Below are 14,393 nucleotides of genomic sequence, written 5' to 3' on the forward strand. Positions count from 1 at the left end.
GAGGGATACGTTGAGAAGAAGATGGAACGGGAAAAAGCTGCTGCCGGCCGTACTGGCCGCAGCGCTGCTGGCAAGCGGATCGGCGATGGCCTCGCCGCAGGCGGGGCTCGGCGCGGCGGAGCCGGAGGGCGGCAGCGCCGCCGCGCTGCGCGCCGCGGACGGGACGCCGCTGCCGGAACGGGACGCCTCCGCGGCCGCCGGGCTCGGAGGCGGGAGCGCGTCGGGCTCGGCCTCGCTGCAGGCGGCGGCGATGGCCACGCCGAACCTCATCGTGCCGATCGAGACGCTGAAGCCGGCCGTCGCCTTGAGCAAGCCGGCGCTCTCGCCTGCCGGCGGACCGCTCATCCTGAGCGATTCGCCGGAGTCGCCGACGACTCCGGGAGGCTTTTACCGGGATACGGTCAGCGGCTCGTTCCGGGTGTTCTACCACCACTACAACAAGACCGGCGCGGAGCTGCAGGTCGCCGTCGCCGTCACGAACACGAGCGGCTACAAGGTCAAGCTCTACGAGGAAGGAGCCGGCGCCGGGGTCGATTACTACCCGGACATCGCCGGCCAGATCGGCCTCGAGGCGTTCCTGGCCGACCGCGGCTCGCGCCGTCCGGTCGCCGTGCTGCTGCCGGGGCAAAGCTACTGGGTGTCGCATGCGGTGCCGGTCACGTACACGGCGAGCGGCTTCCTGCAGCTGCGCGCCGAAGCGCCCGGCGGCGGCAGCGCGCCGGTCACGGTGACGACGCTCGGCTACGCCGGCGCGCGTCCCGATCCGCTCGCGGAGCCGATCCTGCCGCGCGACAAGCATGTGCGGGGCACGTTCCCGCATTATGACCGCACGGGCACGCTCGTCTACGACACCTCGCTGGGCAATGCGCTCATCCGCGTCTCGTCCGCGCCGTCGGGCCAGTGGGCCGACTTCATGCCGGGCGAGTACGAGCCGGGCGTCGACGCGACGACCGGCGAGAGCGTCGTCAACAGCGGCAACTACGGCGTCATCTACGACTTCAACGTGCAGATCGACAATACGAGCGAGGGCAAGCGCACGGTCGGCGTCTATCTCAATCCTTCGGGCGGCTCGGGCCACTATACGCTCGGCTGGGCGAACAAGCGGCTCAGCTCGGGCTACCTGAACTACACCCAGGCATGGCAGTTCGCCGAGCTCAAGGTCGGCAAGAAGGGCAAGACGGTGCCGTCGCGGCTCAGCCTGACCGGCGGCTCATCGGGGCCGCAGGTGCTGTACTTTACGAACAAGTAGGCCGATTCCGGCGTCGGGCCGGCTCGGCGCGCGCAGCAAGGGAACAAATGCCCTTGTTCGCAGGCGAGGCAAGAGATCGGCGCGCATAAAGGGAACAAGTTCCCTTGTCCGCTTTGCTCGCAGGCGCTTTGCCTTGCATGCGGCTAGGCCGCATGAACGCCAAAAACCAGGAAGAAGCGGAGCGCGGCTCCGCTTCTTCCTGGTTTTTCTTGTTGCCCGCCTATTCCTCCTCTTCCGTAATCGTCACCTGCGCCCGGTTGGACACGGCGCGCGTCGTAATCGCGCGGCCCGACGGCGAGCGCACGCCGAACGTGACGACGGCCTGGTTGAAGAGGGTGCCGCTCGCCGCGTCTCCGGCGGCGGCGTCGCTCCGCGGAATCGAGAGCACGCGCGTCGCGAATTCGACGACGACCCGATGTCCCGGCGCGATCGTGCCGAGCGGCACGCCGCCGGACAGCGCCCGTCCCGGCTGCGGGACGCCGCCGACGACGAGGCTGCCGGGCACGAAGGCCAGCGACGGCGGCAGCGCGTCCGTCAGCACGGCGTTCGTTGCCGTAAAGGCGCTGTCGTTCGCGACATGGACGGAGAAGCGGAGGACGGCGCCGATGTAGCTGTCGCGAGCGTCCGCCTTTTTGGTCACGTCGAGCACGCGCAGCACCTGCACCGACGCTGAGGCGGAGGTCCCGATGCCGGGCGGCACGCTATCGGCCCGCACGGTGTTCGTGATGATCGTGCCGTTCGCCGTCTCGACCGGAATCGCATACGGCTGCGAGATCAGCACCCGTCCTCGGTACAGCATCGTGCCGGGACCGACGGTGATGCCGAGCAGAGGATCCGTCAGGATGCCGTTCAAAGTCGTATTGCCGACGTTCTCGCCGAGGATGCGGAACCGGATCGTCTCTCCGGCGATCGCCTGCGGCGTGCTGACGCTCTTTTCCAGCCGGAGCGCCGGGACGGCCAGGACGATGATGAGGATCGGCGCGGTTTGGATCGGCGTCTGATCCGTCTCAAGGGTGGCGACGCTCGGGAACTCCGTCCCGGCCCGCGTTCCGGGCGGAATCGCGACGAGGCGCTCCAGCGTGATGACGCCTCCGGGCAGGAGCCTCGGGAAGACGCTGTTCGTGCCGGTGAGCTCGTTGATGACGACGAGATTCGTCAGCGTCGTCTCCGAGCGGTTCGTGACGACGATCGTCACGGGCACGCTCTGGCCGGGACGCGCGTAGGCGGGCAGCGGAGAAGCGACGATCTCTACGTCCGGAGGCGGGAGGACGACCACGCCGGCGCTGTCCTGCGCGGGCGGCAGCTGGTCCGTCTGCACGGTGACGGTGTTGGTCAGCGTCGTTCCCGGCTCGACGCCGAGCGGCAGCTTCAGCGCGAACAGCTGGCTCTGGGACTCGCCCGGCAGCAAATACTGGATGACGACCGTCGCCGACAACACCGAGTCGGTCAGCACGAGATTCGTCAGCGTCGTATTGCCCGTGTTGACCAGCGTCACCTCGTAGGTCACCAGGCTGCCGGCCGGGGCGCTCTCGACGCTCGGCGTCTTGACGACCGAGATGGCCGGCGCCGCCGCGACCGTCACGCTCGCCTCGGCGCTGAAGGTCAGCGCCCCCGGCACGGAGACGGTGGAGACGTTGCTGATGACCGACCCGGCCGGCGCGTCTGCCGGCACGACGTAGACGGCCTGGAACGTCGCCTGGCCGCCGGGGGGCAGGCTCGCGATCGTCTCGGAGAAGCCGAGCAGGTCGTCGGCGACGGTCGCGCCGGCAACGGTCCCCGTCGTCGGATTGGAGACGACGATCGTATAGGCGATCGTCTCGCCGGGCGCCGCGATCGCCCGGTCGGCCGTCTTGGCGATGTTCAGCACCGGCGCGGGCGTAACGATGACCGAGGCGCCGCTCTGCGCCGGAGGCGTCAGGGAGGACGTCGCCGTCGACGTGTTCCCGACGATCGTGCCTCCCGGAGTGCCGGGCGGGATCGTATAGGTGCCGGTCAGCGTCAGGCTCTCGCCGATCGCGAGCGGAGCCGGAGGTGTGGCGATGCCGAGCAGCGGATCGGAGACCGCTACGTCCGGCAGCGGCACGTTGCCGGTGTTGGTCGCGACGATCGTATAGGTGACGACGTCGCCTGGAGCGACGGCCGTTTCGGACGCCGTCTTGCGCAGCGCCAGCCCCGGCACTGCGGCGATGACGACGGCGGCGGAGGCTTCGGCCGAGACGAACGCGTTGGAGACGACGGACGTATTGGCGACGACCGTGCCGCCCGGCTCGTAGGGCGCGATGTAGGAGAGCGTGAACAGCAGCGTCTGTCCGATCTCCAGCTCGAGGATGTCGACGGTGAAGCCGAGCTCCTCGTCGGTCAGCACGAGATTGCTCAGCGCGGCATTGCCGGTATTCTCCACCGCGAGCGTATAGTTGATCCGGTCGCCCGGCCTGGCCTCGGCGCGATCGGCGATCTTGCTCAGCGCGATCGCCTCGCGGATGACGAACAGGTCGGCCTCGTCCTCGTCGCTGACGGTCGCCGTGGAGCTTTTTCCCTCGGCGATCGCGACGTTGACGACCGTCTCCGGCGCGTCCTCGGGGACGACGTAGAGCACCGTTCCCGTCTGGCTCTCGCCCGGATCCAGATCGGGCAGGTTCTGCGTCAGCCGCGCCTGCGGATCCTCCACCAGCGCTGACGTCAGGACGGTGTTGCCCGTATTCGTGACGACGAGCGTGTAGGCGACCGTCTCTCCCGGCCGCGCGCTTTCCGGCGAGACGGTCTTGACGAGAAGGATGTCGGGCACCTCCGTCACGGTCACGGTGGCGCCTTGCTCGATGAGCGGCGTCTGGTCGGTGACGACGGAGGCGGTATTGGTGATGACGGTGCCGGCGAGCGCGCCCTCCGGAACCGTATACGTCTCCGTGAACGAGACGCGCGCTCCCGGCACGAGGCTGTCGACGACCTGATCGAGGCCGAGGAAAGGATCCCGGACCCGTACGTTCGTCAGCACGGCGGTTCCGGCGTTGATGACCGTAATCGTGTAGACGACCGTCTCTCCCGGCGCCGCCTGCGTCGGAGAGGCCGACTTGTTGAGGATGATGCGGGCGGTAGGCGCGATCTCGACCGAGTCGGAGGCGCTCGCCTGCACGCCTTCCCGGCTCGTCGCCGTCGCCGTGTTGACGAACAGGCCGGGCCGCGTCCCCTCGGGCAGGACGAAGTCGGCTTCCCGCACGGCGGCGGCCCCGACCTGGAGGCTGTCGATCGTGAAGGAGACGCCGATGCCGGGGTCGGAGATGACGAGTCCCGTCAGCGGCACGTTGCCGGTGTTGACGACGCGGAACGTGTAGTGGATGCTCTCTCCCGCGACGGCGGTGGCGGGATCGGCTTCCTTGGTGAATGCGAGCGAAGGGACGGCGGCGACGACGACGGAGAAGCTGTCCTCGGCGCTCGTGCCGTCCGATGCCGATGCCGTCGCCGTGTTGACTAGCTCGAGACCGGCCTCCGTCCCTGCCGGCACGACGAAGCCGTACTGCAGCTGCAAGCTCTCGCCGGCGGGAAGCAGGCTGATCGTCTGGTCGAAGCCGACCAGCGGATCGGCGATGAGGATGTCCGTCAGGTCCGTCGTGCCGGTATTGGTCACGGTGACCGTATAGATGACGGTGTCGCCGGGAGCCGCTTCCGTCCGGTCGCCGGCCTTGACGACGGACAAGCCGGGCTGCTGCGTCTCGACGAGGATGGAGGCGGCGGCTTCGGCCGAGACGCCCGACAGCGGCGCCGATGCCGTCAGCCGATTTTCCAGGATGGACGCCGGGGGCGGCGACGGGATGACATAGCTCAGCTCGCGGGTGATGGAGGCGCCGGGCGCGAGGCTCTCGATCGTCTCGTTCAGCAGCGCCGCTCCCGGCGGATCGAGCGCGTCCAGCACCTGGATCTGGCTGAGCAGCGTGTTGCCGATATTCGTGACGCGCAGCTGGAAGAACACTGTATCTCCCGGCATCGCCGTCACCGATTCGAGGCCGTTGACCGTTTTTTCCGCCCGGATCGCGGGATTGCGATTGAACTTCGGCACGACGACAATGCCGATGGACTGGTCGCCGACCGGCACGGACGCGACGATCCGGTTCGACTGGCGGTCGATGACCGAGACGACGTTCGTGCGCGTGCTCACATACAGGTAGCGGGTGCTGGCGTCGATGGCGATGTACTGCGGAAAGGCGTTCGTCGCGATCGTCGAGACGAGCTGGTTGGAAATCGGATTGATGACCGAGACCGAGCCGGACACCTCGTTCGCCACGAACACCTGGACGCCGTCTGTCGCCACGCCGATCGGCGCGATGCCCGTCGGCAGCGTGCCGACGACCGTATTGCTCGTCACGGAGATGATGTCGACGACGCCGAGCGCCCGGGTCGTCACATAGACGTAGGCGCCGCCCGGAGCGACGCGCACGCCGATCGGCGTCGCGTCCACCGGGATCGTGGCGACGATCGCGTAGTCCGACGTGCGGAAGACGGACACGGTGTTCGAGATCTGGTTGGCGACGTAGACGAACTGATTGTTCGGCGTGACGTCGACGCCGACCGGATTGATGCCGACGCGAACGGTCGCGATCACCGTGTCGGACGTCAGGTCCAGCACCGAGACGGTGCCGTCGGTCGAGTTGGTCACATAGCCCCGCGTGCCGGTCCGATCGACGACGATGCCGTTCGGCCCGCCTCCGACCGCGATCGTGCCGACGATGGCGTTGGCGGCGGTGTCGATGACGGATACCGTCCCGTTCGCCAGGTTGGCGACATAGACGCGGGTTCCGTCGGGGGTGGCGTCCAGCTGCTGGGGGGTGAAAAAGCCGGGAATCGTCGCGACGACGCTGTTCGTCGTCTGGTCGATGACCGACACGGTGTTGGAGCCGCTGTTGGCGACATAAACGCTCATGCGATGGACAGGCCTCCTTCTTCGCCATAGGCGCGCTAGGCTTACCCTATGACGGGAAGGAATGTCCGTATGCGGGAACTCTCTTGCGGGACGCCGGACGACGGCTCAGCCGAGCGACGGCTCCGCCGTCCGAGGGTCAGCCGCGCCCTTGGCCGTCCGCCGCAGCGCGCGGCCGGCGTCCCGCGCCCTCTGTCCGTCATCGTCCGCTTCGGCGCGGGGCTTTGACGATCAGTCCGATGCTGAAGCCGACGACGGCCAGCACGATCAGCGCCAGCCGCAGCGCTTCCGCGGGCGAGCGGGGAAGATCGTCGGCCTGGATGCTTTTGAGCGAGAAGACGAGCAGGTTGCTGAACAGCAAGCACCAGAGCACGTTCCGGCCCAGCGCTTCGAGCGGCGCGAACGGGCGCGGACAGCGCTCCATCAGCCGGGAGAGCAGATAATAGCCGTACAGCGCCAGCGCCGGCCCGGCGATCCACCCGATGGACGGCGGGAACCGCTCGGGCAGTCCGCCTGCATCGAGGACGAGCCAGACGAACAGGCCGGAGGCCGCGAGCGAGCCCGCCAGCACGCCGGGATGCCAGCCGATGCGCCAGCGGGCGAACAGCATGCCGAGCAAGTAGTACGGGAAATACTGCAGCACCGGGAACGAGGCGAACTGCCGCGTGCCGAGGAGCGGTCCGAGCGGCGGCCACGTCACCGCCTCGTACGGCAGGAACGTCGTCAGCAGCAGCAGGGCGGCGGCCGGGAAGGCGAGCCGCGGCTTTTCCGCCAGCCTTTGCAGAGGGACGAACAGGATCAGGCCGGCCAGCGTCAAGTAGGTGAACGACAGCAGGAACTCCGACCAGCCCGGCATGTCCTGCAGCAGCAGGATCGGCTTCAGCGTCTCCCAATCCGGCGGCCGCCGGTCGATGAATAGGCGGAACGCCAGCCCGGAGATGTAGAAGGCGAGCAGCGTCTTGAGCGCGGCCAGCAGCATCCGCGGAGCGGCTCGCCGCAGCGGCTTGGCGTAATAGGCCAGCCGCGACACGTAGCCGAAGCTGAAGACGAAGCCGGAGAACGTGATCAGGTTGACGGCGTCGATGATCCGGCCGGCCGCGGGAAAGATCGCCGGATCGCTGAAGAACTGCAGGACATGGCCATAGACCATGCCGATGACGAGGAGGCCCTTGAACCGGTCGATCGCCCGCTCGCGGGGCGGCTGCAGGGAGGCGCTCATCCTTTGATGCCCGACAGGCTGACCCCTTTGATGATCTGCTTCTCGAAGACGAGGAACAGCAGGAAGATCGGCAGCGAGGAGATTGTATTGATGACCATCGGCTTGACGTAGTCGACCGTGTACTGGCTCATCAGCGTCGGGATGCCCATCGGCAGCGTGAACAGATTGTCGTCGGTGACGGACATGAACGGCCAGAGGAAGTTGTTCCACGAGCCGATGAACGTCAGGATCGCCATCGAGGCGACGGCCGGCCGGGTGAGCGGCAGCATGATGCTGAAGAAGATCCGCCAGTTGCCGCCGCCGTCGATCTGCACGCTTTCGAGCAGGTCGTTCGGGACGCCGTCGAAGAAGCTCTTGAGCACGATGATGGCGATCGGCGAGGCCAGCGAAGGCAGGATGAGTCCGAGGTAGGTGTTCAGCAGGCCCATGTCCTTGGCCACCTGGTAGAGCGGGATGAGGATCGCCTCGCCGGGAATGAGCAGGCCGGCCAGCACGGCGAAAAAGACGGCCGCCTTCATCCGGAACTTGATCTTGGACAGCGCGAAGCCGGCCATCGCCGCGATCACGATCGTCAGCGCGGTGACGCAGACGGCGATGAAGAAGCTGTTCCATACCCACAGCGGCAGCTTCGTCGCCTGCAGCACCTCGCCGTAGACGGCGAGCGAGTAGGGGGGCTTCACCCAGTCCAGCACGGTGACGATCGGCATGCCCTCCTCCTTGACCGAGACGGTCAGCATCCAGAGGATCGGCAGCAGGAACACGGCCGCGACCAGCAGTGACACGATGCGGTAGATCCATTTCATGCGGCTAGTCCGCCTCCTTCCGTCGATTGAAGCCGTATTGCAGCGCCGACAGCGCGAGCAGGATGAAGAACAGCACGTACGACATCGCCGAAGCGTAGCCGAGGTCGTTCTGGCGGAATCCGGTCTGCCAGATGTACTGGATGACCGGCCTCGTCTTGTCGAGCGGGCCGCCGCCCGTCATGATGTAGATCTGCAGGAACACCTTGAACGAGGCGATGATCTGCAGCATCATGATCATGCGGGTGATCGGGGCGAGCAGCGGCAGCGTGATGCGGCGGAAGATCTGGCCGTTCGTCGCGCCGTCGAGCCGCGCCGCCTCGTACAGCTCCTCCGGCATCTCCTGCAGCGCCGAGAGGTACAGCACGAAGTTGAAGCCAACCGTCCACCAGAGCGTCAGCGCCGTGATCGCGATCCACGACAGCGACACCTCCGACAGCCAGAAGATCTCCTGCTCGGCCGGCAGCAGCCGGACCAGATGCAGGAGCGAGTTCAGCAGGCCCGTATAGGGCTGGAAGATGAACAGGCCGAGGAAGGAGGCGACGGCCACCGACATGACGCTCGGCATGAAAAAGGAAATGCGGTACAGCTTGCGCAGCCGCGAATGGCGGTTTGCGATCAGCGCGAGCCCGAGCGACAGCGCCAGCATGAGCGGCGTCGTGAGCAGCACGAAGATCGTCGAATGCCAGACCGACGCCCAGAACTCCGCATCCTGCATCAGCTTGCTGAAGTTGCCGAGGCCTACATATTCCATCTTGCGGATCAGCGTCCATTTGAAAAAGCTGATCTGCACGCCCTTGAGCATCGGCCATATCGTGAACAGCACATAAACGGCGAAAAAGGGCGCGAGGAACACGAACGCCTGCGCGCCCGCCCAGCGTCTTTTGCGCTTGGCGCCGGCAGGCGCCAGCTCCGCCTTCGCCCCTGGACCGATTGCCACTCTTCATCCCCTCCTTGTGTGCGCGCATCCGGCGGGCGAGCCGGCCGAATGCCTGGACTCGCCCGCCGGATGCGGCCTTGAAACGCAGCTTCGCTTGCCGGCTGAGCCCGGACGGACCGGATCGCCCGCCGGCAGGCGGCTATTGCTTCAGCACCTTGTCGATTTCGGCCTGGATCTTCACGGCCGCGTCGTCGGGGCTCATCTTGTTCGCCCATACCTCGTTCAGGAACTTGAACATCGCCAGGTCGCGGATCTGCCAGTTTTTCTCCGACGGCTTGTTGAAGGCGACGGTGCTCGCCACGGAGACGTAGTCGCTCCGGTACGGCAGCGCCTTGAACTCCGCGCTGTCAAAGATGGCCGGCTTCGCCGGGATATGGCCCGCCTTCGCCCACAGGGCGCCTTTTTGCGCCAGGTAGTCGGCGAAGATCGCGGCCGCCTTGCGCTTCTCGGGATCCTCCTTTTTCGTGACCGGGAGGATGACGGTGTGGGAGTCGCCCCAAGTCGCTTCCTTGTCGAAGATTTTCGGAATCGGCATCGCACCGAATTCCAGGCCCTTGGTCGATTCCCAGACGCCGGTCGTCCAGACGCCCGTCATGATGATCGCCGCCGTGCCGCTCTGGAAGCTCTTCACGAAGTCCGGGTCGTTCAGGCGGATGACCTTGTGCTTGTGGAACAGGTCCTGCACGTACTGCATCGCCTGGACCGCCTTGCCGCTGTCCAGCGCGGCCGACTTCAGGTCGTCGCTGATGACGTCGTTGCCGCCGAGCTGATGGTACAGCGCCCACCAGAGGCGGAACACGTCGTCGTTGGCGCTCGGCAGCGCGAGCGGCATGGCGTTTTTCGGCAGCTTCTCCTTCAGCGCCGTCAGCAGCTGCACGAAGCCGTCGGCCGTATTGTCGAACACCGGCTTGCCGTCCTCGCCGAGCAGCCCGGCCTCCTTCAGCAGCTTTTTGTTGTAGTACATGACGAACGGATGCGTGTCGATCGGCACGGCATAATGCTTGCCGTCCACGACCGTCGCGCCGAGGATGTTCGGGTTGAACGTCGACCAGTCGATGCCGGCCGCCTCGGCCGCGTCGTCCATGCTGGACACGACGCCCTGGTTGATCAGATCGGGCAGCCGGGACGTGTGGGAGATGCCGATGTCGGGACCGTTGCCGTTGCCAACCGCCGTAATCAGCTTCGTGTAATACTCGCCCCACTCGAGCACCGTGTTCTCGACCTTGATGTCGGGATGCTCGCTGTTGAACGCGTCGATCATCGCCTGCATGTTGTCGCCGTCGCCGCCGCTGAACAGCGTCCACGACGACAGCGTCACCTTGCCGCCTTTTCCGTCGCCGCTGCCGCCCCCGTCGTCGCCGGTTCCTTGGCCGCCTTCATTGCCTCCGCTGCAGGCGCTCGCCGCCAGCGCGAGCGAGAGCAGCAGAGCGATCGCCCATCTACGTCTTGAGTTCATGTCGAGCCTCCCTTTTCATCGTTCTTCCTCAAAGGCACAAGGACAACAATTATGTTTTATTACACGAAACGTGTACCTTTAAGCCGAATATAAGACCGTTTGGCGAAGTTGTCAACGCTTTCAAACGGGAAAATGAAAATAAATAAAAAGAAAGAGCTTTTTGCTACGGATATCCTGTAGCAAAGAGCTCTTTATTCTGGATCGGCAAGAACGTAATGCACTTTCATGACGATATCCTGCGGATAGTCGCCGAATTGACGCCCGAACAGGTTGATGCCGCCCTTGTGCAGCGCGTCGGACTTGATGCCGATCCGCAGCTTCAGATGGTGGCGGCCCTCCAGCGCCAGATCGGCGAGCGAGACGTCGGACACCTTGTCCATGTCGATCGTCGTCCGTTCCTTGTCGACGCGCCAAGTTTTGAGCAGGCCGTACTGCGTCGCCCAGTCGATCCACCAGTCGGGGTTCAGCTTGCCGCGCCGGTCGCCGAAATCTCCGGGACTCGTCCACGTGCCGATCTCGACGTCGTTGATCCAGAGCGTGATGTCCGAGGGCCAGTCGTTGTCGAAGTTGGGCGCCTCCGAGCACAGCTCCATGGAGAACTCGATCGCCTCGGGGCGGGCGTTTTTCGGCAGCTCGAGCGGCAGCAGGTAGTCCAGGTAGCCTTTGCGGAACCAGATGAGCTGCGCGCCGACATGGTTCGGGTGATAAAAGCTGGCCGGCTCGTCCTCGCGGATGAGCATGCCCTCGGCGCTGGCCTGGCCGCAGGTCGGATGCACCTCGCAGTTGCTGTACTGGCCGATCGGCAGCTCGACCTCGTAGACGGACACGTCGTCCTTGGACCAGTGGACCGATGTATTGAGCGTGATGAGGATGTCGTCGTAGCTGCGGCTGCATACCTTCATCGCGCCTCGCGTCGCCGGCAGCAGCTCGGTGTGGATGAGCTTGGCGGCTTCCAGCAGCTTCACGTGGTTGGCCACGGTCGATACCGGCAGCTGCAGCGCTTCCGCGATCTCGATGACGTTCAGGCTCTTCGCGTTCAGCAGCCGGAGGATGTCGACCCTGGCCCGGGTCGACAACGCATGCGCGATCTGCACCAGCCGATCGGGCTCATTGATGGTGATGTCCAGCATAGGGGCTCGGCTCCTCCGCTTCCGTCTTCATTCGGGATGATTCTTCCAAGCCCATTCATTTTACTATTCCGGCGTGAATCAAATCAAGATTCTTGGAATAAAAGCTCGAAGGGCATGAAATCACTCGAACAGCAGTCGAAGCGCGTCCTCGCCGAGACCTAGCGCCTGCAGCTCGTCGGCGAGCAGCGCCGCGAGGGCGGGGGAAAGTCCGTGATGCTGGAGCAGGCGGATCGCCGCCAGCCTGGCATGACGCGGCGCTTGGCGCAGCCACGGCTCCAGCTCGCTTTCATCCGGGGATGTGTCGCGGCCGAGCGGAGGGAGCGTCCCGTTCCAGCCCGGCTCGGCAGGCTCGATGACGCCCAGGCTGTCGGCGGTCGGGATGGAGCGCCGCTCCGCCCGCTCCAGACGGACGGCCTGCAGGTTCGTCCAGCCGTCAGCCATCGCGCTGAGGCCGGCCTCAGCCAGGAATTGCTTGCGGAGCGCGCCGAGCCGGCTTTCCTCCTCGTCGCTCCTTCGCCATTGCGATTCGGCCTGCTCTCGGGCGGACTTCTCCTGGAAGCTTCTCCATTGCCGCTCATCGGCAAAAACGTTGTAGAACAGCGCCCAATCCTGCTCCCCGTAGGAGAGGAACTCTCTTAGATTGCGCGCGATGACGGTGCTCGGATCGTCGAATTCCATGGGCGACACGCAGATGACCGGCGCTTGCTCCAGATCGGCCGAGCGGCCGAAGTCCGTCAGCAGCGCGAAGTGAATGCCGTCCATGCCCGTCGAGCCGAATACGACCGCATCGCACGGCGTATTCGCATATCTGAAGCCGCCGGTCTGCAAGTAAAATCCGAATAGGCCATAAAAGGTCTCGGAGTCGCCGAGCGATTCGTTCCACCGCTGCAGCAGGCGCAGCGTCGGAGGCAGCGCGAGCGAGCCGAAGTTGATCGTAAGAGGCCGATAAAGCTCGGCTTCTTCCAGGCGGCCCGCAGCTGGCTCGGCGCTTGGAGGCGAGCCTGCTCCGCCTCGAGACAGCATGTTGCCTGCTCCGTCATGGAGGACAACGTTTGCGGACCGGAGTTTTGAGCTTATCCGGCGAGCCTTTGCTTTCATCGGCCTGGTTCCTCCTTGCGGTCATTTGTTTTTGGTTGATCGCCCGCCGTCGCCCTCAATAAATGCCGTCCTCCGCCCACTCCTGCGGAAGAGGGATGTCCGGCAGGCTCGGCAGGCGGAGCGCCCGCACCGCCTCCTGCAGATAGGACGGCCGGAACGCCGGCGGAGACGCCGCCTCCTGCATGGCTCTGCGCAGCGCCTCGCCGCGGTCCGGCGTGTCTGCGCCGGCCGCGCGGGCCGCCGGCTCGAGCCGGTCGAGCGTCGCGAGGTCGCGGCTCGACACGCTGGCATCCCAGCGGATGGAGCCGAGGACGGAGGCGACGACCTCGAGCGGAAAGCCGCTTTCCTCCCCGATCAGCACGGCGGCGGCTCCGGGATCGCGGCGCATGAGCGCATGGGCCCGCAGATGCGCCTTGAGATAGGCGACCGCAGCGGACTGCTGGGCCTCGGCCCAGCCGGCGTCCGCCATGATGCCGGTCAGGTAGTCGCCGCCGCCGCTCTCTCCCTCCAAGGCGACGCCCGCTCCGATCCTCCGCACCCACGTCAGATACGGCTCCCAAAGCATCGCCGCCTCGGTCCGTCCGTCCAGCAGTCCGCCGAGGCAATCGGCCATCCGTCCGTGATGCAGCACCGGCGTGCCGTCGAGGCGGCCGCGCCGCAGCACTTCCTGCAGCCGGCGAGAGGCGCTGGAGCGCCCGACCGTCGAGATGAGCGAGGAGCCGAGCTGCTCCTCCCGGCGCATGCCGCTGCCGGCGCGGACGACGAGCGAGATGCCGGAGCCGCCCTCGCTCTTGCCGTCGAAGGCGAGCATCTGCGGCCGGAAGCGCGGCAGCAGCCGCCCGAGCTCGCGGCTCGCGGCGATCGGGTAGTCGCCGACCGAGGCGATCTGCACGCGTCCGGCGATCAGCTCCTCCACCAGCTCCATGCCGCTGTCGGCATGCCGCCAGGAGACGCGCCACCGCGCATGCGGCTCGAGCAGAGCCAGCTCCTCCTCGAACCAGCCGAGGCGCTTGACGACGAGCGCGCTCCAGAGCAGGGCGGCGCCGCTCTGATAGCCGACCGTGATGAAGCGCTCTGTCCGCGCGGCAGCCGCGAACCCGGCAAAGCTGGGAAAAGCGCCGGCTGCCGGGGGCAGCTCCGCTCGGAGCGGACTTGAGGCCCCGTCGGCGGCCGGCGACGGTACTGCCCCGGCAAACCGGCCGGCGTCCGGCGGCGGCTCCGCCCCGGCAAAACGGCCGGCGTCCGTCCCGGCGAGCCCGCCGCGCGCGCGCACCCACTGCTCCAGCTGCGAGCGGTCGACCCACACCTCCTTGCCGAGCTTGACGACAGGCAGCTGCCGCTCCTTGCGCCAGCGGTCGATCGTAGCCCGGCTGACGCCGAGCAGCTGCATCGCTTCCTGAAGCGGAATCAGATTGAACGCTTGCATGGGCAGGTCTCCTCCTTGGGCAGCACATCGGCAGATGGTCGAGCGATCCATTTATCCAAGTTAACAGGTGGGAATTATATAAGATTCACTTTAGCGGACGGAGGTGCAAAGATCAATCCCCGCCGTGCCGCCGCATTCTCGATGTTCCTCATTTCTCCTCATTCGT

9 protein-coding genes are annotated in these 14,393 nt (G+C 66.2%); 1 reads left to right on the forward strand and 8 read right to left on the reverse strand.

The features are described 5' to 3' along the window. The first annotated feature begins 10 nt into the window (after positions 1-10). On the forward strand, positions 11-1,249 hold the full coding sequence (locus tag GE073_RS04150) for a hypothetical protein (protein WP_153782820.1): 1,239 nt from the start codon (positions 11-13) through the stop codon (positions 1,247-1,249). Positions 1,250-1,469: 220 nt separating this feature from the next. Here the strand turns inward: GE073_RS04150 and GE073_RS04155 are convergent, their stop codons facing one another. From GE073_RS04155 to GE073_RS04190, 8 genes are all read right to left on the reverse strand, one after another. Next, positions 1,470-6,161: a DUF7507 domain-containing protein gene (locus tag GE073_RS04155; protein WP_153782821.1), complete on the reverse strand. Its 4,692-nt coding sequence runs from the start codon at positions 6,159-6,161 to the stop codon at positions 1,470-1,472. Positions 6,162-6,357: 196 nt separating this feature from the next. Beyond that, on the reverse strand, positions 6,358-7,377 hold the full coding sequence (locus GE073_RS04160; protein ID WP_153782822.1) for an acyltransferase family protein: 1,020 nt from the start codon (positions 7,375-7,377) through the stop codon (positions 6,358-6,360). Then, positions 7,374-8,180: a carbohydrate ABC transporter permease gene (locus tag GE073_RS04165; protein ID WP_028600251.1), complete on the reverse strand. Its 807-nt coding sequence runs from the start codon at positions 8,178-8,180 to the stop codon at positions 7,374-7,376. Before GE073_RS04165 ends, GE073_RS04160 begins: the two co-directional genes overlap by 4 nt. A 4-nt stretch (positions 8,181-8,184) precedes the next feature. Then, entirely contained in the window at positions 8,185-9,117 is a 933-nt protein-coding gene (locus GE073_RS04170) for a carbohydrate ABC transporter permease (RefSeq protein WP_228551261.1), read from the reverse strand. Between the two features lie 139 nt (positions 9,118-9,256). Next, entirely contained in the window at positions 9,257-10,573 is a 1,317-nt protein-coding gene (locus GE073_RS04175) for an ABC transporter substrate-binding protein (protein WP_153782823.1), read from the reverse strand. A 191-nt stretch (positions 10,574-10,764) separates the two neighbouring features. After that, positions 10,765-11,703 carry an ArsR/SmtB family transcription factor gene (locus GE073_RS04180; RefSeq protein ID WP_153782824.1) on the reverse strand — a complete coding sequence of 313 codons (939 nt, stop codon included), beginning with the start codon at positions 11,701-11,703 and terminating at the stop codon, positions 10,765-10,767. A 120-nt stretch (positions 11,704-11,823) separates the two neighbouring features. After that, positions 11,824-12,726 (reverse strand): hypothetical protein, encoded by a 903-nt coding sequence (locus tag GE073_RS04185; protein WP_153782825.1) that lies wholly within the window; start codon positions 12,724-12,726, stop codon positions 11,824-11,826. A 130-nt stretch (positions 12,727-12,856) separates the two neighbouring features. Continuing rightward, entirely contained in the window at positions 12,857-14,227 is a 1,371-nt protein-coding gene (locus GE073_RS04190; protein ID WP_194843265.1) for a helix-turn-helix domain-containing protein, read from the reverse strand. Positions 14,228-14,393 lie beyond the last annotated feature (166 nt).

This window comes from Paenibacillus sp. B01, from assembly GCF_009649995.1.
Classification (GTDB): domain Bacteria; phylum Bacillota; class Bacilli; order Paenibacillales; family Paenibacillaceae; genus Paenibacillus_O; species Paenibacillus_O pasadenensis.